24 protein-coding genes are annotated in these 23245 nt (G+C 35.9%); 20 read left to right on the forward strand and 4 right to left on the reverse strand.

Translation table 11 applies throughout. The features are described 5' to 3' along the window. The first annotated feature begins 29 nt into the window (after positions 1-29). From NLW78_RS10305 to NLW78_RS15580, 15 genes are all read left to right on the forward strand, one after another. On the forward strand, positions 30-974 hold the full coding sequence (locus tag NLW78_RS10305; protein WP_254497044.1) for a YybS family protein: 945 nt from the start codon (positions 30-32) through the stop codon (positions 972-974). A gap of 30 nt (positions 975-1004) precedes the next feature. After that, a complete protein-coding gene (locus NLW78_RS10310; protein ID WP_254497045.1) occupies positions 1005-2978 on the forward strand; it encodes a DHH family phosphoesterase in 1974 nt (657 codons plus the stop codon). Beyond that, complete coding sequence (gene rplI / locus NLW78_RS10315) at positions 2975-3421, forward strand: 50S ribosomal protein L9 (RefSeq protein WP_254497046.1); 447 nt, start codon at positions 2975-2977, stop codon at positions 3419-3421. The genes NLW78_RS10310 and rplI overlap by 4 nt, the downstream gene beginning before the upstream one ends. Positions 3422-3444: 23 nt before the next feature. Further along, positions 3445-4797, forward strand: coding sequence for a replicative DNA helicase (dnaB, locus tag NLW78_RS10320; RefSeq protein WP_254497047.1), 1353 nt, complete (start codon positions 3445-3447; stop codon positions 4795-4797). Between the two features lie 157 nt (positions 4798-4954). Next, positions 4955-6238 (forward strand): adenylosuccinate synthase, encoded by a 1284-nt coding sequence (locus NLW78_RS10325; RefSeq protein ID WP_254497048.1) that lies wholly within the window; start codon positions 4955-4957, stop codon positions 6236-6238. Positions 6239-6578: 340 nt separating this feature from the next. Continuing rightward, a complete protein-coding gene (locus tag NLW78_RS15680) occupies positions 6579-8030 on the forward strand; it encodes a peptidoglycan DD-metalloendopeptidase family protein (protein WP_254497049.1) in 1452 nt (483 codons plus the stop codon). A 126-nt stretch (positions 8031-8156) separates the two neighbouring features. Next, positions 8157-8858: a response regulator YycF gene (yycF, locus tag NLW78_RS10335; protein ID WP_254497358.1), complete on the forward strand. Its 702-nt coding sequence runs from the start codon at positions 8157-8159 to the stop codon at positions 8856-8858. A 6-nt stretch (positions 8859-8864) separates the two neighbouring features. Continuing rightward, positions 8865-10688 (forward strand): cell wall metabolism sensor histidine kinase WalK, encoded by a 1824-nt coding sequence (gene walK / locus NLW78_RS10340; RefSeq protein WP_254497050.1) that lies wholly within the window; start codon positions 8865-8867, stop codon positions 10686-10688. Continuing rightward, positions 10685-12028, forward strand: a complete 1344-nt coding sequence (locus tag NLW78_RS10345; protein WP_254497052.1) for a YycH family regulatory protein — start codon at positions 10685-10687, stop codon at positions 12026-12028. Before walK ends, NLW78_RS10345 begins: the two co-directional genes overlap by 4 nt. Continuing rightward, positions 12009-12857 (forward strand): two-component system regulatory protein YycI, encoded by an 849-nt coding sequence (locus tag NLW78_RS10350; RefSeq protein ID WP_254497054.1) that lies wholly within the window; start codon positions 12009-12011, stop codon positions 12855-12857. The genes NLW78_RS10345 and NLW78_RS10350 overlap by 20 nt, the downstream gene beginning before the upstream one ends. Next, on the forward strand, positions 12854-13651 hold the full coding sequence (locus NLW78_RS10355) for an MBL fold metallo-hydrolase (protein ID WP_254497055.1): 798 nt from the start codon (positions 12854-12856) through the stop codon (positions 13649-13651). The genes NLW78_RS10350 and NLW78_RS10355 overlap by 4 nt, the downstream gene beginning before the upstream one ends. A 76-nt stretch (positions 13652-13727) precedes the next feature. After that, the gene (locus NLW78_RS10360) at positions 13728-14933 is read left to right on the forward strand and encodes a S1C family serine protease (RefSeq protein WP_254497057.1); all 1206 of its coding nucleotides are present in this window, start codon (positions 13728-13730) and stop codon (positions 14931-14933) included. A gap of 52 nt (positions 14934-14985) precedes the next feature. Beyond that, positions 14986-15165 carry a CxxH/CxxC protein gene (locus NLW78_RS10365; protein ID WP_254497058.1) on the forward strand — a complete coding sequence of 60 codons (180 nt, stop codon included), beginning with the start codon at positions 14986-14988 and terminating at the stop codon, positions 15163-15165. Positions 15166-15309: 144 nt separating this feature from the next. Then, positions 15310-15792, forward strand: a complete 483-nt coding sequence (gene rlmH, locus NLW78_RS10370) for a 23S rRNA (pseudouridine(1915)-N(3))-methyltransferase RlmH (protein WP_254497059.1) — start codon at positions 15310-15312, stop codon at positions 15790-15792. A gap of 287 nt (positions 15793-16079) precedes the next feature. Beyond that, positions 16080-16211, forward strand: coding sequence for a hypothetical protein (locus NLW78_RS15580; RefSeq protein WP_302328546.1), 132 nt, complete (start codon positions 16080-16082; stop codon positions 16209-16211). Positions 16212-16651: 440 nt separating this feature from the next. Here the strand turns inward: NLW78_RS15580 and NLW78_RS10375 are convergent, their stop codons facing one another. From NLW78_RS10375 to NLW78_RS10385, 3 genes are read right to left on the reverse strand one after another with little or no spacing between them, the layout of a single operon-like run. Next, positions 16652-16999 carry a DMT family transporter gene (locus NLW78_RS10375; RefSeq protein WP_254497060.1) on the reverse strand — a complete coding sequence of 116 codons (348 nt, stop codon included), beginning with the start codon at positions 16997-16999 and terminating at the stop codon, positions 16652-16654. Positions 17000-17024: 25 nt separating this feature from the next. Beyond that, a complete protein-coding gene (locus NLW78_RS10380; protein WP_254497062.1) occupies positions 17025-17348 on the reverse strand; it encodes a DMT family transporter in 324 nt (107 codons plus the stop codon). Positions 17349-17350: 2 nt separating this feature from the next. Next, positions 17351-17899 (reverse strand): TetR/AcrR family transcriptional regulator, encoded by a 549-nt coding sequence (locus NLW78_RS10385; protein WP_254497063.1) that lies wholly within the window; start codon positions 17897-17899, stop codon positions 17351-17353. 288 nt (positions 17900-18187) lie between these two features. Between NLW78_RS10385 and NLW78_RS10390 the strand changes: the two genes are divergently transcribed. Both NLW78_RS10390 and NLW78_RS10395 read left to right on the forward strand, forming a co-directional pair. Further along, positions 18188-18916, forward strand: a complete 729-nt coding sequence (locus NLW78_RS10390; RefSeq protein ID WP_254497064.1) for an MOSC domain-containing protein — start codon at positions 18188-18190, stop codon at positions 18914-18916. Positions 18917-19008: 92 nt separating this feature from the next. Continuing rightward, complete coding sequence (locus tag NLW78_RS10395; RefSeq protein WP_254497065.1) at positions 19009-19188, forward strand: hypothetical protein; 180 nt, start codon at positions 19009-19011, stop codon at positions 19186-19188. A gap of 51 nt (positions 19189-19239) precedes the next feature. On the opposite strand, the gene NLW78_RS10400 is transcribed toward NLW78_RS10395, so the two are convergent. Next, a complete protein-coding gene (locus NLW78_RS10400; protein ID WP_254497066.1) occupies positions 19240-19791 on the reverse strand; it encodes a GbsR/MarR family transcriptional regulator in 552 nt (183 codons plus the stop codon). 236 nt (positions 19792-20027) lie between these two features. On the opposite strand from NLW78_RS10400, the gene NLW78_RS10405 reads away from it, so the two are divergent. Genes NLW78_RS10405 through NLW78_RS10415 form a run of 3 tightly spaced genes read left to right on the forward strand, consistent with a single transcriptional unit; the run spans position 20028 to position 23024 of the window. Next, positions 20028-21278, forward strand: coding sequence for a quaternary amine ABC transporter ATP-binding protein (locus NLW78_RS10405; protein ID WP_254497068.1), 1251 nt, complete (start codon positions 20028-20030; stop codon positions 21276-21278). Further along, a complete protein-coding gene (locus NLW78_RS10410) occupies positions 21279-22127 on the forward strand; it encodes an ABC transporter permease (protein WP_254497069.1) in 849 nt (282 codons plus the stop codon). Next, positions 22128-23024 (forward strand): glycine betaine ABC transporter substrate-binding protein, encoded by an 897-nt coding sequence (locus tag NLW78_RS10415; RefSeq protein ID WP_254497071.1) that lies wholly within the window; start codon positions 22128-22130, stop codon positions 23022-23024. Positions 23025-23245: the final 221 nt, after the last annotated feature.

Raw genomic sequence — 23245 nt, forward strand, 5'->3', positions numbered from 1 at the left:
GTGGAATGAATGTTTAACGAGGTGCCGTAATGAAGAATTTAACAGCTTTAACTGAAGGAGCTTTATTTGTTGGCACATATTTAGTGATGTTGTTAATCACTTTATTAGTGCCGTTAGTAGAAGTTTTCACGTTATTTTTATTGCCGATTCCATTTTTAATTTATACGAGTCGAAACGGTTTAAAGCAAGCATTAATCATGTTTGTAGCGGTCATAATTGTTGCGTCTTTACTGACATCAATTTTCACCATTCCGTTAGTTTTATTAACAGGAATAGGCGGTTTAACAATAGGCTTTGCTTTATACCAAAAGAAATCACCATATGAAGTTTGGGCAAAAGGATCCCTAGCTTTTGCCTTAGGATTTGTCCTTCTTTTTCTAATCACACAATGGTTCTTTCAAATCAATTGGACTGAAGAAATGAACACATTAATTGAAACATCTGTATCCAATACGGAACAAATTATCGGTGATATAGGAGGAACTTCGGAAGATACAATAACCCAATTAGAAGAACAGATGAAACAAATACCGTACTTAATTCCCACTATATTAGGGATTGTTGGTGTTATCTATTCCTTTATTACAATATGGATTGGATTCAAAATACTTAATCGTATCGACAACCAATCTTATGCTTTTCCACCATTTCGCGAGTTTCAAATTCCCGTTCCAGTATTTTGGTATTATATGATTGCCCTAGTATTAATGTGGATATATCCTGAATCCGGAAATTATATAAACCAGGCAGCGGTAAATGTGTATATCTTCACAGGTATGTTTTTAGCATTGCACGGTTTGTCTTTCATCTTTTATTACGTACATTATAAAAAGTGGTCAAAAACGGTCCCTATTATTACAATTGTTGGGGTCGTACTTTTCCCATTATTGGTTCTTTATCCAATCAGGATTTTAGGTATAATTGATATAGCATTCAACCTTAGAAAACGTTTAAGTGAAAAAGATTCTGCTTAACGTTGGAACCATGGTTAGGAGCTGACATTCATGTCGAATTTTTTAAAAAAGGTAACCTTTAGCAGTCACATTTTAACTGTATATGGGTTAGCGATTATTTTATTAGCTTTTGTTACTTACTATCAATGGGTATTCGGAGCTATCTTTGCCGTTTTATTAATTGGGTCCGTATACTACAGTGTGAAAAAAGAAAAGCATTTACAAAATATAGCTGAAGAATATATATCTACACTTTCTTACCGGGTAAAAAAGGTGGGAGAGGAAGCATTATTAGAAATGCCGATCGGAATCGTGCTTTATAGTGATGATTTTGAAATAGAATGGGCCAATCCTTATATGAACGATTTTGTTGAGGAAGAAACATTAGTAGGTCATGAATTAAATCAGATATCTAATGAACTTATTACTGCTTTAAAAGACGAAAAAGAAAGCACGTGGTTTCAATACGGTGAAAAAACATTTGAAACCATTATTAAAAAAGATGAACGTTTACTCTATATCTTTGACCGTACTGAACAAAAGGAAATTGAAAATTTATATATCAACGAACAAACAGTACTGGCGATTATCTTTTTAGATAACTATGAAGATGTTACACAGGCAATGGACGATACGGTAAAAAGTCATTTAAACTCAAGAATGACTGCTTTACTAAATAAATGGTCAAATGAACATGGGATTTATTTAAAACGTATTTCTCAAGAACGCTTTATCGGTATCATGAATAATGAAATTTTAACAGAATTAGAACAAACGAAATTTGAAATATTAGATGAAGTCCGAGAGCTTACTTCCGATAAAAATGTTCCTTTGACATTAAGTATCGGAGTTGGAAAGGGGACTTCTGTTCTACCTGACTTAGGAGAATTGTCACAGTCCAGTTTAGATTTAGCGTTAGGTAGAGGCGGTGATCAAGTCGCCATTAAGGATGAACAAGGTAAAGTGAAATTTTATGGTGGAAAAACGAATCCAATGGAAAAACGAACTAGAGTCCGAGCACGGGTAATCTCTCACGCGTTGAAAGAATTGACGAAGGAAAGTGACAAAGTGTTAATTATGGGCCATAAAAACCCAGATATGGACTCAATTGGTGCCGCCATAGGGATTTTAAAAGTAGCACAAGCCAATGATAAAGAAGGGTATATTATATATGACCCTGATGGTTTTAATGCAGGTGTGCAACGTCTAATGGACGTAATCTACGAAAATGAATCTTTAGCAAAGTGGTTTATTACGCCAGAGGAAGCATTGGATATTGTGACAAAAGACACGTTACTCGTTGTAGTAGACACACATAAACCATCACTCGTTATTGAAGAACGACTGTTACCTCGAACAGAACATGTTGTAGTCATTGATCACCACCGTCGTGCAGAAGAGTTTATTGAAGATCCAACATTAGTTTATATGGAGCCTTACGCATCATCCACTGCAGAACTGGTTACAGAGTTATTAGAATACCAACCGTCTACTTTAAAACTAAACATGCTAGAAGCTACAACCTTATTAGCTGGTATTATTGTAGACACGAAGCATTTCACTTTACGAACAGGTTCAAGAACGTTTGATGCAGCCTCATATTTACGATCAAAAGGTGCTGATACGATATTAGTACAAAAGATTCTAAAAGAGGACATCGACGTTTATATACAACGAAGTAAGTTAATTGAAGGGGCCTATATTTACAAACAAGGTGTAGCGATTGCCAAAGCCAACGAAGGAGAACGTTACGGACCTATTTTGATAGCACAAGCAGCCGATACATTGCTAACAATGAGTGGTGTAAAAGCTTCGTTCGTAATATCGGAGCGGGAAGACGAGAAAATTGGTGTAAGTGCACGTTCATTGGGTGACATTAATGTCCAAGTGATCATGGAGAAAATGCATGGCGGTGGACATCTAACAAACGCAGCTACACAAGTAAGCGAAGCATCCATTAATGAAGTAGAACAACAATTAAAGGAAATTGTTGATGAATACTTTGAAGGGAGAGAAGACGAATGAAAGTAATTTTTAAAGCAGATGTAAAAGGAAAAGGCAAAAAGGGTGAAGTGAAAAACGTTTCTGAAGGTTACGCGAGAAACTATCTGTTAAAGAACAATCTTGCTGTTGAAGCTACGAAAGCAAATTTGAAAGCTTTGGAACAAACAAAGAAAAAAGAACAACAGCTAAAAGAAGAAGAATTAGATGAGGCAAAACAATTAAAAGATACACTTGCTAATTTAACTGTAGAGATTGCTGCGAAATCAGGAGAAGGCGGACGTTTATTTGGCTCGGTAACAAGTAAGCAAATTGCTGAAGTGTTAAAGAAAAAGCATAACATTTCAATTGACAAACGGAAAATTGAGTTAGACCAACCGATTCGTGCTTTAGGATACACAGATGTACCCGTAAAATTACATCCGGATGTAACAGGTACAATTAAAGTACACATCAAAGAAAAATAAAGACATGATAGGAGGAACCGGAATTGAACGAGGAGTGGAATGACCGAACACCACCACATAATATTGAAGCAGAGCAGGCGGTGCTTGGTGCTGTCTTTTTAGAACCCCAAGCGATGATTACGGCCTCCGAAATATTGCAACCTGATGATTTCTATCGTGCTAGTCACCAGCGTATCTTTAGTGCAATGATGAATCTATCTAATAAAGGTGAGCCTATTGATCTTGTTACAGTTACAACTTCATTATCTAATGCCCAACTTTTAGATGAAGTTGGAGGTGTATCCTATTTAAGTGATCTCGCTAACTCGGTTCCAACAGCTGCAAATGTTGAATATTATGCGAGAATCGTAGAAGAGAAAGCTACACTTCGTCGACTTATATCAGCAGCAACAGATATTGTGAAAACTAGTTTTGAGGAAGATGAAGTCGATAATGTTTTAGACGATGCGGAAAAAAGTATATTAGAAGTTTCACAAAAGAAGAATACAAGTAAGTTTAAAAATATAAAAGACGTATTAATAGAAGTCTATGATAATATTGAACAGCTTCATCACCATGATGAGGAAGTAACAGGTGTTCCTACTGGCTTTAGGGATTTAGACCAAATTACATCAGGATTCCAGCGTAATGATTTAGTCATTATTGCAGCTCGTCCATCGGTGGGTAAAACAGCATTTGCATTAAATGTTGCTCAAAACGTGGCAACACATGCTCAGGAAAATGTTGCTATCTTCAGTTTAGAAATGGGAGCCGATCAACTTGTTAGTCGTATGTTATGTGCAGAAGGTAATATAGACGCAACACGTCTAAGAACAGGTAAACTTGAAGCAGAAGACTGGGGTAAGCTAACAATGGCAATGGGGAATCTATCAAATACAGGAATCTTCATTGACGATACCCCAGGGATAAAGGTGAGTGAAATTCGCTCAAAATGTCGTAGGCTTAAGCAAGAACACGGTTTAGGTATGATCTTAATTGATTATTTACAGTTAATCCAGGGGAATGGAAGCGAAAACCGCCAGCAGGAAGTATCGGAAATTTCCCGTTCCTTGAAGGGATTGGCCCGTGAGTTAAATGTACCTTTAATTGCTTTATCACAGCTTTCCCGTGGAGTTGAACAACGACAAGATAAGCGACCAATTATGTCTGATATTCGTGAGTCAGGAAGTATTGAGCAGGATGCAGACATCGTAGGGTTTTTATATCGTGATGATTACTACAATCAGGAATCTGAAAAGGAAAATATTATCGAAATAATTATTGCAAAGCACAGGAATGGCCCAGTAGGATCAGTAGAACTAGCATTTGTAAAAGAATATAATAAGTTCGTTGATTTAGACCATCGATACTCACCAGAAGAAATACCACCAGCCTAACCGACTCCGAAAAGGGTCGGTTTTTTTATGGTGAATTTGCGAACAAAATGGTTGTTCGTTTTATAAATGTTCGGTAATTAGTTGACGATTCTACAATATTACTGGTAAAATTAAGCGTGTTGTTTGTAATTAGAGGTATATTGTTGGAGGTGTCTTTATGACAACGGCGGTAGTTGTTGGTACACAATGGGGAGACGAAGGAAAAGGGAAAATTACTGATTTTTTATCTCGGCAAGCAAATGTTGTCACACGTTATCAAGGTGGAAATAATGCAGGACATACAATTAAATTTAACGGTGAAACATATAAACTTCACTTAATTCCATCGGGGATATTTGATAATGATAAAGTTTGTGTCATGGGTAATGGAATGGTCATTAACCCAAAAGCATTACTAGAGGAATTAGCCTATCTAAAAGAAAGAAATATAACTGCGGATAACTTACGTATAAGTAACCGTGCCCATGTCATTTTACCTTATCATATGAGACTGGATGAACTTCAAGAGGAGTCTAAAGGTGATAACAAAATTGGGACGACGAAAAAGGGAATTGGCCCAGCATATACAGATAAGGCTGCTCGTATGGGAATACGTATATGTGACCTTTTGGACGAACAAACATTTCGCCAAAAGCTAGAAGCAAATGTTAGAGAAAAGAACGTATTACTTGAAAAAGTTTACGAAGTCGAACCATTAAATGTTGAGGATATTTACGTAGAATATCTTCAATATGGCCAACAAATTGCTAAATATGTTTGTGATACTTCCGTTTTATTAAATAAAGCTATTGATGAGAAGGAAAACATTTTATTTGAAGGTGCACAAGGAGTTATGCTTGATTTAGATTACGGCACATATCCATTCGTAACATCTTCAAATCCATCGGCTGGTGGTGTAACCGTTGGTACTGGAGTAGGACCTACAAAGATCGATCGAATTATGGGCGTTTCGAAAGCATATACGACACGTGTTGGAGATGGACCATTCCCTACCGAATTGTTTGATCAGGTCGGAAATCACATTCGAGAAACAGGTAAGGAATACGGAACGACAACAGGGCGTGCTCGCCGTGTAGGATGGTTTGACTCTGTTGTAGTCAGGCATACAAGTAGAGTGAGTGGTATAACAGACCTTTCTTTAAATTCGTTAGATGTGTTGACAGGCATTGAAACTTTAAAGATTTGTGTTGCTTATAAATATAAAGGTGAAGTTTTAGAGGAATACCCAGCGAGTTTAAATGTTTTGGCTGATTGTGAAGCAATTTATGAGGAACTACCTGGGTGGCAAGAAGATATTACGGACGTAAAAGCCTTTGATGAATTACCGAAAGAAACACAAAACTATGTTACACGCATTTCCGAATTAACAGGGGTAGATATAGCTATTTTTTCTGTTGGCCCTGACCGTGAACAGACGAACGTACTTAAATCAATTTATTAATAACAAAAACTGCGTATGGTTCCATACGCAGTTTTTTTTGCTTTAAGATAGAATTAAATCAATTAACAGGTATATTTTTTAGAATTATAGGTAAAGGTGAAAAAGAAGTAGTCTATTTTGCCTGTAATATAACTGTAACAAAGGGTTTTGAAATACTAGCTAATTATCACGAATAACGTCTAACGATAGACTATTATAGCGATAATTCGATCCCATATTATACAAGTATATTACAATGTTTCTACTTATATTTTCTTCTTAATAATCGTGTGGTAGATTGTAAAAGTATAGGGATAGAAATAATGATAACGCTAGAAAAGCGATATAGGAGGAAAAGGTTGTGAAGAAAAAAAGCAGGGGAAAACATAGAACATTGCTACAAATAAAAATTTGTATCATGATGATAATTGTTTTCACCTTATGTTTTGGTTCTGGAACGAAGTCGGACCTCGTTAAAGCATCCGGTGCAGCATATCCTCAAGTCTACCATGTATATATTGATAGTCAGTTTATGGGAACTGTAAGCAATAGAGAGTTAGTAGAAACGTATATTGAGAAGCAAATCACAACAGAGGAAGAAAAATATGATGAATTAAATTTAACTATCAATGAAACGGTGGAATACGTTCCTGAAGTATCATTCCAACCTATTTACAATAACGATCAAGTTATTAAACGACTTTATAATAAATTAACTTATAGCATTCGCGGAGTACAATTAGTAGTGGATGGACACTTAGTCGGGTATTTTCAAAATAAACAATTAGCCCAACAAGTTATCGATAAGTATATAGAACAATACGTAACAGAAGATATATTAGAGCAATTAAAGATAGATACTTCTCAAGATAAACATAGTAGTATAGAACAACAATTAACGTTAGGGGAACGACAAGTAGTCGATGTGACATTAATAGAAGATGTTGAAATAAAGGAGGCTAAGGTACCTCCAACTGATTTATTGCTCGTTGAACAAGGGGTGAAGTTATTAGATAGGGGACACTACGTAGAAAGAACACACACTGTTCAAGATGGCCAAACTATCGAACAAATTGCAGAAATGTATGCAATGTCACTTGATGAAATCGAGACAAATAACCCCAATATTGTGGAACAGAAAGTTGAAGACGGGGATAATATTATTATTAAAGAGAGGGAACCGTATTTGCATGTTATGGTTCAAGAGGAAGAATTGGAAGAGAAGGCAATTGCCTACAATACTAAATATGAAACATCTACTGAATTATATGAGGGTCAGACGAAAGTGAAGCAACCTGGCGAGGAAGGAAAAATGTTAGTTCATTCCCGTCTATTTATTCATAATGGTGAAGTAAAAGAAAAAGAAATATTGAGCGAAGAAATGATAAAAAAACCTGTAAATGAAATTATTATACGAGGTACGAAAGAAATTCCAACGAAGGGTTCGGGAGACTTTTATTGGCCTACAGATGGAGGAGAGATTACGAGCCACATCGGATGGCGTTGGGGTAGTTATCATAAAGGAATCGACATCGCTGGGGTAGAGAGTAAAGATATCTTTGCTGCAGATAATGGTGTAGTAACTTTCTCTGGAATTAGAGGAGGATATGGAAAGAGAATCGTAATTGACCATCAAAATGGTTTTGAAACAACATATAGCCATTTATCTACACTACATGTTAGTGAAGGACAATCAGTGAAAAAGGGTCAACCCATTGGATTTATAGGGTCAACCGGTAGTTCGACAGGAATCCATTTACATTTTGAAATGTACTTCGAAGAGCGATTACAGAACCCATTGGATTATTATTAAACTTAAAAGACCTCTAGCTAAAGGCTAGAGGTCTTCTATCTTTTCTTAATATAATCGTAAAAGACTTTTTTTGTAAAATACGATAAAATGACTATAAGGAAAAGCTTCGAGAGGAAGTGAATGAATATGGATCAAAAAATATTAGTCGTTGATGATGAAAAACCTATAGCTGATATTTTGCAGTTTAATTTAGTAAAAGAAGGATATGAAGTCGTTTGTGCATATGATGGAGAAGAGGCGATTCAACTAGCTGAACAAGAAAAGCCTGATTTGATTTTACTCGATATTATGCTTCCGAAAAAAGACGGGATGGAAGTATGTCGTGATATTCGTAAGAAATATAGTATGCCAATCATCATGCTAACAGCAAAGGACTCGGAAATAGATAAAGTACTAGGATTGGAATTGGGTGCGGATGATTACGTTACCAAACCATTTAGTAATCGTGAGCTATTAGCTCGTGTAAAGGCTAATTTACGACGTCATAATAAAACAGATGATGAACAAGAAAACAATCAGGATATTACAATTGGAAAATTAGTCATCCATCCAGATGCTTATACGGTAACAAGAGGCGGGGAGCAAATAGAGCTTACTCACAGGGAATTTGAATTACTCCATTATTTAGCGAAGAGCATTGGACAAGTAATGACGAGGGAACATTTATTAGAAACGGTGTGGGGCTATGATTATTATGGAGATGTTAGAACTGTAGATGTAACGGTAAGAAGACTTAGAGAAAAAATCGAAGAGAATCCAAGTAATCCTATGTGGATTGTTACGAGAAGAGGAGTAGGCTATTATTTGCGAAATCCAGAGCAGGAGTAGTGCTTTATGAAAAGGATTATCAACTTTTTCCAATCTATTCGATTTAAAATTATTATTATTTATATACTGTTACTCTTAATTGCGATACAAGTAATTGGGGGTTATTTTGCAAGACAGCTAGAGACGAAACTGTTAGAGAACTATTCACAATCCATTAATGACCGTATCCAACTGTTAACATATAGTTTAGAACAAGCCTTTTCAAGTGAACGGAGGGAAGGCTCACCAACCCTACAAGAATCGATAAGTTCAATATTATCGGATTTTGATTCAGATGTTGTAACAGAATTACAAGTGATCGATATGAATAGTAGAATTGTTGGAACAACAAACCGATTCAATAAAAGTGATATAGGGAAAAAGACGACAAGAGCAAACCGTACGTTAATTTTTGGGACTCATTCGGAAAGAAAACAACTTGATCCCAATACAGGAAATCGAAATCTCGTCATGACCGTACCTATCTTTATAAATGATGATAAGGTAGGCGGAGCGATATATTTACAAGCAAATTTAGAGAACGTTTATAACCAGTTACAGGAAATCAATAACATATTTGCTAAAGGAACAATGCTCGCAGTTACCATCTCAGCATTATTAGGGATTTTTGTGGCTCGAACTATTTCCAAACCAATTACAGAGATGCGCAAGCAAGCAAAAATTATGGCAGAAGGTGACTTCTCCAACAAAGTGAATATATATGGTGCGGATGAAATTGGACAACTGGCTATTTCCTTTAACGAACTTAATGATAAGTTAAAACAGGCTCAAGCCAACACCGAGGGAGAACGGCGTAAGCTCATATCCGTACTGGGAAATATGAATGACGGGGTCATCGCAACAGATCATGTTGGTAACATCATACTCATGAATGACCCGGCTATAAAGCTGTTAGGAAAGCCATTTGAAGAAATAAAAGGACAACCCTTAATCGAAGTCCTAGATTTAAATCATCAGTTGAAGAACATTACAGATATATGGGAAAAAGATTCTATAATTATTGATTTCAGTACCCCTAAGCAGCCGTTGCTTTTAAAAGCCCGCTTTTCTGTTATTCAAGATGAAAATGACGAAATGAATGGATTTATAACAGTATTAAGTGACGTAACCGAACAAGAAAAAATAGAGCAAGAGCGAAAAGAGTTTGTTGCGAACGTATCCCATGAACTGCGAACACCTTTAACAACCATGCGGAGCTATATTGATGCCTTAACCGAAGGGGAAACATGGAAAGATCCTGTAATTGCCCCAAAGTTTTTACATGTGACGCAAACGGAAACGGAACGTATGATTCGCCTTGTGAACGACTTATTACAATTATCAAAAATGGATAATAAAGATTATAAAATTCGTAGGAAGAAAATCAATTTTACCCCTTTTTTCCATCATATTATTGACCGGTTTGAGATGAACAAGCGTGAGGATATTCAATTTGTTCGCTACGTTGCAGAAGATGATGTATGGGTATTAGCAGATAAAGATAAACTGACACAAGTAGTGGATAACATTATTTCTAATGCCATTAAATATTCACCAGAAGGCGGGAATGTAACATTTCGGATGGAAATAAACAATAACCTGCTCCAAGTTCATATTTCAGACGAAGGAGTCGGAATACCGAAGGAACAGGTAGATAAAGTCTTTGAGAGATTCTATCGGGTAGATAAAGCTCGTTCACGTAATTTAGGAGGAACAGGTTTAGGGTTGGCCATTGCAAAAGAGTTAATTGAAGCTCATGGCGGAAAAATATGGGCTAGAAGTAAGGAAGGAAAGGGAACGACCATTTCATTCTCTCTCCCTCTTACAGAAATTCCGGGTGATGAGTTATGAATATTGAACGGATAAAATCAATCTTACTAGTCATTCTTGTAAGTCTCAGTATTGTATTGACTGTAGGTCTTTGGAGTTATCAGCCAATTTATGATGAGTTGGAAGAAACGCCTGTTATTTTACATGATACGTTTATAAATGGGACTGAACAGGAGATTCGAGATGTAGTGAAACCATCTCATATCGTTATGAATTATATGGGCCAACACTTTTTATTGATGGACAATCATGACAGAGACCAATTATTAAACCATTTACAAGAGTGGCCGATACATGAATTTGACCACTTTTCACAAAGAGGTCAACACAGTTCGGAGCATACAACGATTGAACTACTTTTTCCAGAACCAATTCCATATTCTATGATAGGCTCTCTTTTACTTGTAGATAATGAAAGCTTTGCTAATCGTGAATTTGATAAAATGATTATTGAGTTGGCAGATGGTACATTAGGGATTAACATTTCATTTGTATCGTCTGTAAATCATGACACAATTACAGCTCAGGTTCGAAATGAAGAGTCTTATGAGTATATCTCAGGTTTATTTCAACGAATCGGAAATGAAAAATATATAGAAGTAAATAAATACGAAATAAATCCAAATACGGAGATTTATTTGCCTCGTCAGGAAGTAAGATTACCGAGACGAACATTTACAACAAACAATATTTCCGTATCACCGCTTGTAAATGCGCTGTTTACCGAACCGTCTATTGTAAGAAGAAATGAAGCGAATCTAGGGAAGGAATATTACACGGATGGCAGCCGTTCAATACGTATATTTGAAGGGATTCAAAATCAACGATTTATGGAGTTTGTTAATCCAGTAACTGACGAGCGGAACAGTTTGGATCATGATGAGTTAATCTATAATACTGTGCAATTTATTAATGATCACCATGGATGGACTGGAGATTATTATTTGTTTCAAATCAGTACGGATAACACAGTAACATATCGAATGCATTTTAATAATTTTCCTATTTTTGGGCATGACGAACTAAGCGCCATTAATATAAAATGGATTAACCAAGAAGTGAATCGTTATGATCGCCCGTTATTCCGTTTAACAACATCATTTGAAAGTTATGATCAAGTCATCAATCTAGTCTCCGGGGAACGTGTATTAAACTTTATAGAGACATATTATAATCCAAACCTAATCAGTGATATAAAAATTGGATACACCATCAAAGAGGAAAGTGAAGGGTTCTCGAGGGATATTATTTCTTTAGAACCGGAGTGGTATATTGAGTATAATGGAACGTGGATACCTTTATACAACTCTGACTCAATCGAAAAGCAAGGAGGCAGTAAAGATGCAATGGGGGCAGATTAAAACCATTTTTATCATATGCTTCCTTGCCTTGGATATCTTTCTATTTACCCAATATGTTAATAAACAAAACCAAGGAGACTGGGAAGTTATTTCGGAATCTACCTTTGAAGAGCAAATTGAAGCGGAAGAAATTATCATCGATGATCTACCAGATGTAACTGAAAAAGCCCACTATATTTCTGCACGGCCTCATAAATATACAGAAGAGGAAGTCAGTCATTTAAATCAACGCGGTACCTATAACATTTATAATGATGAACTACTCATCTATGAATTTCAGCAACCTATTGCAATTGATGATATAACGAATCGTGAAACGATTATTCGAAAGGTAAACGACAATGTATTATACAGTAACGAGTACATGTTTTGGGGATTAAATACCGACTTAAATATCCTCCTGTTTTTCCAACGATACGAAGATCAACCTGTATACTTTAATGCAGGGGGAATGCTCCTCGTTTTCTTAAATGAGGATAACGAAATGGTTCGATATGTACAAAAAATGTTAGATGACATCCAAATTCAAGGCAACGAAAAAGAAATCATAAAACCGATACAAGCGGTTGAAGTTTTATATGCTAATAACGCAGTTTATTCAGGGGATGAAATTACAGATGTAGTACTCGGTTACCATACGTTAGTTCCATTAACAGAAGGTGTACAAGCGTTTGTACCGACTTGGAGAGTAACAATTAACAGGGATCGGAATTATTTTGTTAATGCTATGGAGAGACAAATGATTTCCAGAGATGAAAATGAATTTATAGAGGAAATACAACAACTTATTAATGAAGTTGAATCAAACTGGCGGAGTGAAGAACAGTGACATTACATTTTAGTGTTTTAGCATCAGGGAGTTCGGGGAATGCTTTTTATATTGGCTCTGATAAACAAAAACTATTAGTAGATGCGGGACTTAGTGGAAAGCAAATGGAGAATTTGTTTAACCAAATTGATATTAATCCTAATGATTTGGATGGGATTTTGGTTACACATGAGCACAGCGACCACATTAAAGGTTTGGGGATATTAGCCCGGAGATATCAGTTGCCGATTTATGCAAACGAGAAAACATGGAAAGCTATGGAAGGGAAAATAGGGGACGTAAAACTTGGTCAAAGGTTTATGTTTCATATGGAAACAACTCAAACATTTGGTGATATAGATGTCGAATCATTTGGTGTTTCCCATGACGCTGCAGAACCTATGTTTTATGTTTTTCACCATAATGGAAAAAAAGTAGCACTCGTAACAGATTTAGGTTATGTATCTGAACGAATTAAGAAAACCGTGGAAAATGCTGATGCCTATATATTTGAGGCCAATCATGACATTTCAATGCTTCGTATGGGGCGTTACCCTTGGAATGTAAAACGAAGAATATTAGGTGATCTTGGTCATGTTTCGAATGAAGATTGTGCCCTCGCATTAACAGATATTATTGGAAATAAAACGAAACGCATTTATTTAGCTCATTTAAGCCAAGATAACAATATGAAAGATTTAGCACGTATGTCCGTGAGTCAAATCCTAGAAGAACGTGGGTTCATGGGGAATACGAGCTTGGAATTATATGATACAGATCCTAAACAGGCGACACCTCTTTATGAAGTTAGCTAATTTTATAAATCTATTTTCCTTTTTCGTACGTATTTATTAAAAGTAAAAGAGTATGAAGAAAGGTTAGGTGATAAAATTGGGTTATTATGATGACCATGGACCAAAAAGACAAGAGCGAAGCGGAAAGAGCTGGATTATACCGTCTATACTTGGACTTATTTTAGGTATTTTTCTCGTCATACTGTCATTACCTACATTAATACAAGCCAATTTACTTCCATATCAATTCACGATAGATGATGAAAACAATACAATTACTCAAGGTAATGGAGATGGCACTACACAATCTGTGAATGTTAACATATCAACTCAGGTTACAGACATTGTGGAAAATGTTTCAAACACCGTAGTTGGTGTAGTGAATATTGGCGGATCAGACTTTTGGATCAATCAACGAAACGAAGCAGGAACTGGTTCGGGAGTCATTTACAAATTAAAGGGTCAGTATGCTTATGTAGTAACCAATCATCACGTTGTACAAGGTGCTTCAGAAGTTGAAGTCGTACTAGCAGATGGGTCAAGAATAGAAGCTAAATTGTTAGGAAGTGATATGTTTTCCGATTTAGCCGTATTGCGTGTATCAGCAGAAGAAGTGGACCAGGCAATAGACCTTGGAAGTTCGGAAAATGTGAAGGTTGGAGAACCTGTTATTGCGATTGGAAACCCCTTGGGACTAGAATTTGCAGGATCGGTTACCCAGGGAATCATAAGTGGTAAAGAACGAGTTGTACCACAGGATTTAAACGGTGATGGAGTAGAGGACTGGCATGCAGAAGTAATCCAAACCGATGCGGCAATTAATCCAGGGAATTCTGGTGGGGCCTTAATTAATATGCAGGGTCAGCTAATTGGGATTAATTCGATGAAAATTGCCCAACATGCGGTAGAGGGGATTGGATTTTCTATCCCGATTGATGTAGCAAAACCAATTATTGATGATCTTGAAGAGGATGGAAAAATAGCTCGTCCATATATGGGAATTGAACCACGATCACTTTCAGAAATCCACAGCTACCATTGGCAAAACACACTGAAGTTGCCACGGAGTGTAGAAGGTGGCGTAGTTATTGAAATGATTGAACCAGTTGCACCAGCATCCCAAGGTGGACTAAAACGGTATGATGTAATCGTAGCCCTGGATGGTGAACCAGTCATGGATGTTATTGATTTAAGAAAACATTTATATACGAAGAAAAATCCTGGAGATGAAATGACGGTCACGTATTACAGGGAAGGAAAACAGGGAGAAGTATCGATTACACTGTCAGCACAAGAATTTTAAGAAAAAAGCGGGGATGATTCCCTGCTTTTTTTCATCTCAGAGGAGGACTAACATGAAACAATACGTTTGTGGAAAACATGTTGATTTAGCAATGGAAAAGTTAATAGATGAAACAGCTTTTCCACCAAAGTTAGAACAATTAACAGGAAATGAAGAGTTATCAACAGCCTGTGAATATTGTGAGAATAATGCTCTATATGTAGTAGCGAACATAGATTCTGATACAAAATAAAAGGGAAACATATGTGCATATGTGGATAAGAATGTGGATAACACGTGTTAAAACGTTGAAAAGTTGTGTACAAGGTGGTTATCCACAACTTAATCACAACATTTGTTTATAACTTTAATTGAGACGAATAAAGGAGTAGGGGAAATGCTAAAAATTTCAGTTATAACAGTAGGAAAGTTAAAGGAGAAGTATTTAAAGCAAGGAATAGCCGAGTACACGAAAAGACTATCAGCGTACACAAAATTGGAACTAGTGGAGGTTCCAGATGAAAAAGCCCCTGAAATATTAAGTGAGGCAGAAGAAGAGAATGTGAAAGAGAAGGAAGGAGAACGGATTTTAAACAAGTTATCCACAGATACATATGTGATTACGCTTGAAATAAAAGGAAAACAATTAACATCAGAACAATTAGCTAAAAAGGTAGATGATCTCTCAACATATGGCAAGAGTAAAATCGCGTTTATCATTGGCGGTTCATTAGGATTAAGTGACGATGTTTTGAAACGAAGTGATTATGCACTTTCATTTTCAAATATGACATTTCCACACCAATTAATGAAACTTATATTGTTAGAGCAAATTTATCGCGCATTTCGCATAAATCGAGGTGAACCGTACCATAAATAGAGGTAAAACTGTAATTAAATAAACTTATAAGAGTAATTAAAAGTAAGAGTATCTCTAAATGCCCCTTTAAACAATTTATAAGTTTGAAGGGTCTTTTAAATTTGTTAAGGAACAGGCTCTTAATATGTAAGTGATAAGGTGAAAAACTACATTTCAATATTCTACAGAAAGCTCCTTCTCAACATTCCTGTAATCAACGGTGATAAAATCCCTAATAACAACGGTTTTAAATTCCCAAAAATAACAGATAATCATTTATATACTAGAAAGAGATTTGGAGTGTAGAAATGATGATCAAGATTGGGGAATTTTTTATGATTAGAGAATTACATCAAAAAGGATGGTCAATTACCGCTATCTCTAAAGAAACAGGTTTTGATGAAAGAGTCACATTTAAAATGGACAATATAGCCGGCTAATAATATACAAAATCGTCGCCTTAAATTTCGACAAGTTTCATAATTAAATTGATTCCTAAAGGGGGAGGAGATTTAGTTTATGATAGCTCATCTTTACGTTTAACTACATACCAGCCCTTAGTAATTCCTTTAGCCTGGTTAATGGGGATAGGATCAATTCTATTTGCGAATAATTACCCAGAACTGAATGAGTTCCTATTTGTCTCATACGTTCCGTTAAATATTATTATGGGAGCGTTGATTCCATTATTTCTCTTTGTGATTTCTGTCAGCATGAATAAGAGAAAAAGGATAAAAGAAGCGGAGGGCCGAATATAAAATAATATCATATAGGGTGGTATGATTTTTGAGTCTGATGAACTTAGGTTAACGCTAAGTTCATTTTTCTTATGCTCTAAGTTGTTATTCGAATTAGATAGACGAGAGGGATTAGAAGGACCTTAGCGTGAAAGTTCTGTTACCGTTTTTCTAGTCTTAGGAGTCTTCAATAGTACAATGCCAAAAATAATCATGATAATCCCTAATACTTTTATTGTACTCAAGGCCTCTTCCCATAAAACTACACCTATAAATGCAATGATCCCTGTTGTTGCTCCTGCCCAAATACCATAAGCTAAACTTAAAGAGATGGATCTTACACTTAATGATAAGAAATAAAATGAAATTCCATATCCAACAGTTACAGCTATGGAAGGCAAGAGTACGGTAAATCCTTCTGATATTTTGAGCATTGTAGCTGCCAAAATGTCGGCGGTAATTGAAATAGCTAATGCAGTATACCCTTTCATTATAATCCCTTCTTTCTGTAGATTTTTAGTGTCCACCACCAAGGTTCAATAATATAACGCCGAAAACAATGAAAGTTAAACCGAAGATTATTTTGCCGTTCATTTTCTCTTTATAAATGGTAATGCCAACTAATGCTGTTAATGCTGTTCCTAACCCTGCCCATATAGCAAATGCTGTACCAAGGGATAACGTCTTTAATGCTAAAGATAAACCATAGAAAGCAATTCCATATGAGACAAGCACCCCAATAGTAGGGAAGAGATTTTTAAAGCCGTTGGTTGCCTTAAGCATGGAACTTCCAAACACTTCACATATAATAGAAAGGCCTAATAACAGATAGGCATTCATCATTATCCCTCCCTTTTTGTCATTTCCCATAATTGTTGCATTACGTGGTCTACCTTTTCTTTTTCGAGTGAAGCTACATTAAACATTTTCGAGTAATAAATACCATCTAGCGCAAATCGAATAATATCTGTAGTTATCGGATTTATCTTGTCACCTTCCAATTTTTTCAAAAGATCTACATAGCTTTCCGAAATATTTTCCGTTATTTCTGGTTCTAAAAATGAAGCAGCAAGAATTCCTACATTTAACTCCGCATTTTGCTCTATGTCTATTTTTGTAGCTTCAATTAATGCGCGGGACCATTTCCCTGTCTCATTTGGATCCTTTTCAGCCGCATTGTAGAAATGAAAGGCAAAGTCATCGAAAATATGTTGTGCTAGTCCTTCGATTAAAGACTTTTTATTTGGAAAGTGATATAACAACCCACCTTTGCTAATACTAGCTTTCTTAGCAATAGCATCCAATGTCAAAGACTGTAAACCATTATCAAGGATAATTTGTTTTGCTGTACCTAAAATAAGCTGACGCTTCTCATCTGCTTTCGCTTTCATTTGAAAATCTCTCCTTATTTAAAATAACCTTTACCAATTTTATTGTACCGTCTAGACGGTTTTTTGTAAAAAATAATAATTTATATGATATAAAACGGTAAACAAAAAAGGAGATTTTCTTTTAATTAAGTAATTGTAATCTTGAACTATAATCGCTTAGTTACCGGAGAAAAGAAATAAATGCTAACATATGTGTAAAGTTAAGTAAGCTTTTTTAGTTGCAATAGAGTTAAGAAATGCACTTTGTTACAATCTTAGTAGGATAAATTTTATATTGGAGTGAAGGAAATGTTAATCGGTCATATAAAAGAAATCGTTCGTCACCCGGTAAAATCTTTACGAGGAGAAAGTGTAAAAGAAACAAAAGTAATGAAATATGGTTTATATGGAGACCGTAGCCATGCTTATTTAGATGAAACGAATAAAGGGGATTTTTTAACAATTACCCAATTTCAAGAAATGGTTCAATATACAGCAAGATTTAGCGGAGAAGAGGCAATCGACAAATATCCAGAAGTCGAAGTAATCACACCCGATGGGACGGTTTATGATTGGGAAGATATTGAATTAATCAAAGAAATAGAGAAACAATCGAACCGAAAAATCTCTACGAGAAAATATTCGCCATCTTATGTACCTATTGGGCCAATAGCTGTAGAACATATTCTACTTGCAACAGATGCTTCATTAAATAAGCTGGAGCAATTATGGGGAAAAGACGACGTTGATTTGAGAAGATTTCGTCCTAATTTATTTCTTTCATTAAAGGAAAAAAAACCTTTTATTGAAGAAGAGTGGATCGGAAGGCGAATTAAAATAGGAAGTGAAGTAGAAATGGAGTTCGTCGGACATTGTAAAAGGTGCATGATTATTACGGTTAATCCTGAGAATGCCGAAAAAGATCCAAGTTTACATAAAACGATCATAAAGGAGAGAAATAACAATTTCGGCGTATATGCTTCCGTGATAAAGACAGGAGATATCCAAGTAGATGATGAAGTGCATCTTCTTGATTAATTTAATAAGAAGGCATAAATGCAAATGATTACTCACCTCAAATAAATTTGTGAGGCTGCATGGTGTAGTTTTCATTAATGAAGATATTTAAAATGAAAGAAAGGAATGGATTTTCATCTACAACAAAAGTGATGAAAAATGCACAAAATAAAGATGGGGCCAGATTTCTGCTTAGTAATCAGAAGTCTGGCCCTTTGTATTTATTGGTAGATAAGCGAGTTGTTTTCTTTATTTACGGCTCTTTTATTAGTACACCAGTTTTTCAACTGTAGTTTCTCAAATTTAGTATATTGCGAAGGATAGTGATTTTAACTGGACTAGCGTTATTCTTCCAAATCCCTTTTCTTTTTAATGGGAACAAAATTTAAGATTTCCTTTGTTTCAAAAGTGTCAATTAGCCTGTTAAGCCAATCATAATATTCAAGCCATTTTTGAAGCTTTTCCGTATCAACTTCAGCCTGTTCACGAATTTCATTAGATGCCTCTGAATTATCATGCAGCTCTTGAAATTCAGCAATCGTTTTTTCAATGGCGCGTTTATTCATTGTAACGGCTGCGCGCCATTTAGTTGTAAAGTAATCAAAAAAGCGCTGATAAGAATTATCATTAACTACGTACAAATCCTTCCTTACACCTTTTCTCCAAGCCTTTTCTACCATATTTAAGTCAAGTAAGGTTCTTACCGCAAGACTCATACTGGCTTTACTCATTCCGAGTTCTTCTTTCATTTCATCAAGTGTAAGTGGTTTATCGGAAAAGAAAAGAAGACAGTATACTCTTCCAATGGAAGGACTGACTCCATAAAGGTTCATATTTTGTGAAATGGCTTCTATGACTCTTGCTCTTCCTTGTTTTAATGTATTATCTTCAGACATTTATATCACATCCCAACATTTAGGTTACATATTGGGTGAGAAAATGTAAAGACCACATTTTCAAAGGAAATTGGATGATATAAGAGTATTTGTACATAATTTTGATGTTTAGTTTGTTTAATAAATATTGTACGCATTATATGGATGATATAGATTCAATATACGGTTTGAATTTGATTAAATAATCAAACTATAATTAATAAGGTCGGAAGCGACAAATTAAACGAGGTGAAATAATGAAAGAGGAACAAACTAAGATTAAAGTCAGTGATGTGACTAAAATATTTGGTAAGTCATCAAAAAAGGCTTTGCATTTATTAAAGGAAGGTAAGTCAAAGGATGACATTTTGAAGGAAACCGGGTCAACTGTAGGTGTGAACCGAGCGTCCTTTGATGTTAAAGCAGGTGAAATTTTCGTTATCATGGGTTTATCTGGTAGTGGAAAGTCTACCTTAGTAAGATTACTTAATCGACTTATTGAGCCTACAATTGGGCAAGTACATATTGATGGTAAAGATATAGTGAAGATGAAGAAGGAAGAATTAAGGGAAGTTAGAAGGAAAAAAATCAGCATGGTTTTCCAAAAGTTTGCTTTATTCCCGCATAAAACAGTACTTGAAAACACGGAGTACGGTTTGAAGATTCAAGATGTTGAAAAGGACGTAAGAAGTGAAAAAGCGTTAAACGCATTAGAATTAGTAGGACTGAAAGGCTATGAGAATCAGTACCCAAGTCAATTGAGTGGTGGAATGCAGCAAAGAGTTGGATTAGCAAGAGGACTTGCAAGTGAGCCGGATATATTATTGATGGATGAGGCATTTAGTGCATTGGATCCCTTAATACGAAAAGATATGCAGGATGAGCTATTGCAGTTGCAATCCACTATGGAAAAAACGATTGTATTCATTACGCATGATTTAGATGAAGCATTAAGAATTGGCGATCGAATTGCCTTAATGAAGGACGGAAGTATTGATCAAATTGGAACACCGGAAGAAATCTTGATGAACCCTGCCAATGATTATGTTGAGAAATTTGTTGAAGATGTCGATCTTTCTAAAGTATTAACGGCCGGGCACGTTATGAAACGTGGAGAAACGATTCAAGTTGATAAAGGGCCACGAGTGGCGTTGCAACTAATGAAGGATAATGGAATTTCCTCCCTTTATGTCGTTGATAAGCAAAATCGATTATTAGGTGCAATTATGGCACAAGGTGCAAGGAAAGCCGTTGATTCAAATCTCACGCTTCAAGAAGCAATGATTAAAGATGTTGAAAAAGTAAATCAAGATACACTTCTAACAGATATTTTTGACCAAGTGTCCAACGCTGAAATTCCGCTAGCAGTTGTAGATGAACAAAATCGAATTAAAGGTATCGTGATCCGCGGGTCAGTTCTAGGAGCTTTGGCTGGTAATGAAGAACATATTAATGAAATGTCTGAAATACAACAGCAAGAAAAACAATTAAAAACGGAGGTGAGGTAGATGCAAGAACTTTTACCAAAGCTTCCTTTAGCTAAATGGGTTGATGCGTTCGTAGAATGGTTAACTCTTACCTTTGAAGTATTTTTTGAGGGAATGGCAGTTGGAATTGAAGGAGCAGTAGAAGGTATTGTTATTGGTTTAGGGTTTATACCAGCAATTGCACTTATCATTCTTGTTAGTTTACTAGGTTGGAAGGTTTGCAATTGGAAAATAGGACTATTTATTTTCCTGGGATTGAACTTAATCGATAACTTGAGATATTGGGATGCAATGCTTGAAACCGTTGCCCTAGTGTTAATCGCCGTCCTTATTTCCGTTATTATTGGAATACCGATGGGAATCTGGGCTTCACAGAATAATACAGTAAGGCAAATTGTTACACCAATTTTAGATTTTATGCAAACGATGCCCGCTTTTGTGTATCTATTGCCAGCCATCTTCTTTTTTAACATCGGTGTCGTACCAGGGGTATTTGCTTCTGTGATATTTGCGGTACCACCTACAATTCGTTTAACGACACTAGGAATTCAACAGGTTCCTGCTGATTTAATAGAAGCATCTGATGCATTTGGTTCCACAACAAAACAGAGGTTATTACAAGTACAATTACCGCTCGCAACGCCAACCATTATGGCTGGTGTTAATCAAAGTATTATGTTGGCGCTATCTATGGTAGTTATTTCTTCCATGGTAGGAGCACCTGGTCTGGGAGCTGACGTATACCGGGCAGTAACAACCATTGAAACTGGAGTTGGTTTTGAAGCAGGTCTTGCAATCGTGGTTGTAGCAATTGTGATTGATAGACTTACTCAAAATATAGGTAAAAAAGAACAGGGAGGAAAAAAGTAAATGTTAAAAAAACTTATGGGAGTAACAGCAGCATTAGCACTATCTATTGGCTTAACAGCATGTGGAAATGAAGAAGCAAGCGGAAATGAAACTGTAGGAGATTCAGTAGATTACAAGATTGTTGGAATTGATCCAGGATCAGGTATTATGGATATAACGATCAACAAAATATTACCAGAGTATGGTCTTGAGGATAATTGGGATGTAGTATCAGGTTCTGGTGCGGCGATGACAGCAGCTTTAAAAAAAGCAATTACTAAGGAAGAGCCAATTATCGTGACAGGTTGGATCCCACACTGGAAATTTTCTGAATTTGATTTAAAAATGCTTGAAGATCCTAAAGGGCTCTACGGTGGTAAAGAGGATATCAATACAATCGTTCGTCAAGGGTTAGATGAGGATCTGCCAGGTGTATATTCGTTCTTTGACCAATTCGAATGGGGACCAGATGAGTTGCAAGACGTTATGGTTAAAATCGAAAACGGAACGGATGAGCAAGAAGCAGCAAAAGAGTGGGCTGCAGAAAATAAAGATATGGTTGATGCTTGGACTAAGGGAGTAGAATCTGGTAACGGTGAAGAAGTTAAATTAACATATGTTTCTTGGTCAGATGTTATCGCAAGTTCAAATGTAGTAAAATACGTATTGGAAAATGAGTTAAATTATTCAGTTAATTTAATTCAAGTTGATGCTGGCGCAATGTGGGCCGGTGTTGCTGACGGTAGTGCTGATGCTATGGTCGGCGCATGGTTACCTACCACACACGATAAGTATTACACTAAATTTGAGGGAGACTTCGTAGATCTTGGTCCAAACCTTACTGGTACACAAAATGGCCTTGTTGTTCCCGCTTATATGGACATTGATTCCATTGAAGATTTAAAAGATGCTGAATAAAAATGGTAACCCAAAAACCAACCTCATAAGAGAGGTTGGTTTTTTATTAGTTTGAAAAGTAACTTCTGAAATGATATAGAAACATAATTTACTCATAAATATGCGTGTGTTTATAATGCTACATTCCTTATAATCTATGGTTATCCCATATTGAAAAGGTCAACCAAAATATAGATTACGGTTGGTTTAATCAATTATTGATTCGGTCTAGATTTGAAGAT

Source organism: Salirhabdus salicampi (assembly GCF_024259515.1).
Classification (GTDB): domain Bacteria; phylum Bacillota; class Bacilli; order Bacillales; family Alkalibacillaceae; genus Salirhabdus_A; species Salirhabdus_A salicampi.

Bases quoted from the DNA above. Each gene is read 5' to 3' on its own strand.
- NLW78_RS10305 (WP_254497044.1), top strand. From the start codon at position 30: ATGAAGAATTTAACAGCTTTAACTGAAGGAGCTTTATTTGTTGGCACA.
- NLW78_RS10310 (WP_254497045.1), top strand. From the start codon at position 1,005: ATGTCGAATTTTTTAAAAAAGGTAACCTTTAGCAGTCACATTTTAACT.
- rplI (WP_254497046.1), top strand. From the start codon at position 2,975: ATGAAAGTAATTTTTAAAGCAGATGTAAAAGGAAAAGGCAAAAAGGGT.
- NLW78_RS10325 (WP_254497048.1), top strand. From the start codon at position 4,955: ATGACAACGGCGGTAGTTGTTGGTACACAATGGGGAGACGAAGGAAAA.
- yycF (WP_254497358.1), top strand. From the start codon at position 8,157: ATGGATCAAAAAATATTAGTCGTTGATGATGAAAAACCTATAGCTGAT.
- walK (WP_254497050.1), top strand. From the start codon at position 8,865: ATGAAAAGGATTATCAACTTTTTCCAATCTATTCGATTTAAAATTATT.
- NLW78_RS10345 (WP_254497052.1), top strand. From the start codon at position 10,685: ATGAATATTGAACGGATAAAATCAATCTTACTAGTCATTCTTGTAAGT.
- NLW78_RS10350 (WP_254497054.1), top strand. From the start codon at position 12,009: ATGCAATGGGGGCAGATTAAAACCATTTTTATCATATGCTTCCTTGCC.
- NLW78_RS10365 (WP_254497058.1), top strand. From the start codon at position 14,986: ATGAAACAATACGTTTGTGGAAAACATGTTGATTTAGCAATGGAAAAG.
- rlmH (WP_254497059.1), top strand. From the start codon at position 15,310: ATGCTAAAAATTTCAGTTATAACAGTAGGAAAGTTAAAGGAGAAGTAT.
- NLW78_RS15580 (WP_302328546.1), top strand. From the start codon at position 16,080: ATGATGATCAAGATTGGGGAATTTTTTATGATTAGAGAATTACATCAA.
- NLW78_RS10375 (WP_254497060.1), bottom strand. From the start codon at position 16,999: ATGAAAGGGTATACTGCATTAGCTATTTCAATTACCGCCGACATTTTG.
- NLW78_RS10380 (WP_254497062.1), bottom strand. From the start codon at position 17,348: ATGAATGCCTATCTGTTATTAGGCCTTTCTATTATATGTGAAGTGTTT.
- NLW78_RS10385 (WP_254497063.1), bottom strand. From the start codon at position 17,899: ATGAAAGCGAAAGCAGATGAGAAGCGTCAGCTTATTTTAGGTACAGCA.
- NLW78_RS10390 (WP_254497064.1), top strand. From the start codon at position 18,188: ATGTTAATCGGTCATATAAAAGAAATCGTTCGTCACCCGGTAAAATCT.
- NLW78_RS10395 (WP_254497065.1), top strand. From the start codon at position 19,009: ATGAAAGAAAGGAATGGATTTTCATCTACAACAAAAGTGATGAAAAAT.
- NLW78_RS10400 (WP_254497066.1), bottom strand. From the start codon at position 19,791: ATGTCTGAAGATAATACATTAAAACAAGGAAGAGCAAGAGTCATAGAA.
- NLW78_RS10405 (WP_254497068.1), top strand. From the start codon at position 20,028: ATGAAAGAGGAACAAACTAAGATTAAAGTCAGTGATGTGACTAAAATA.
- NLW78_RS10410 (WP_254497069.1), top strand. From the start codon at position 21,279: ATGCAAGAACTTTTACCAAAGCTTCCTTTAGCTAAATGGGTTGATGCG.
- NLW78_RS10415 (WP_254497071.1), top strand. From the start codon at position 22,128: ATGTTAAAAAAACTTATGGGAGTAACAGCAGCATTAGCACTATCTATT.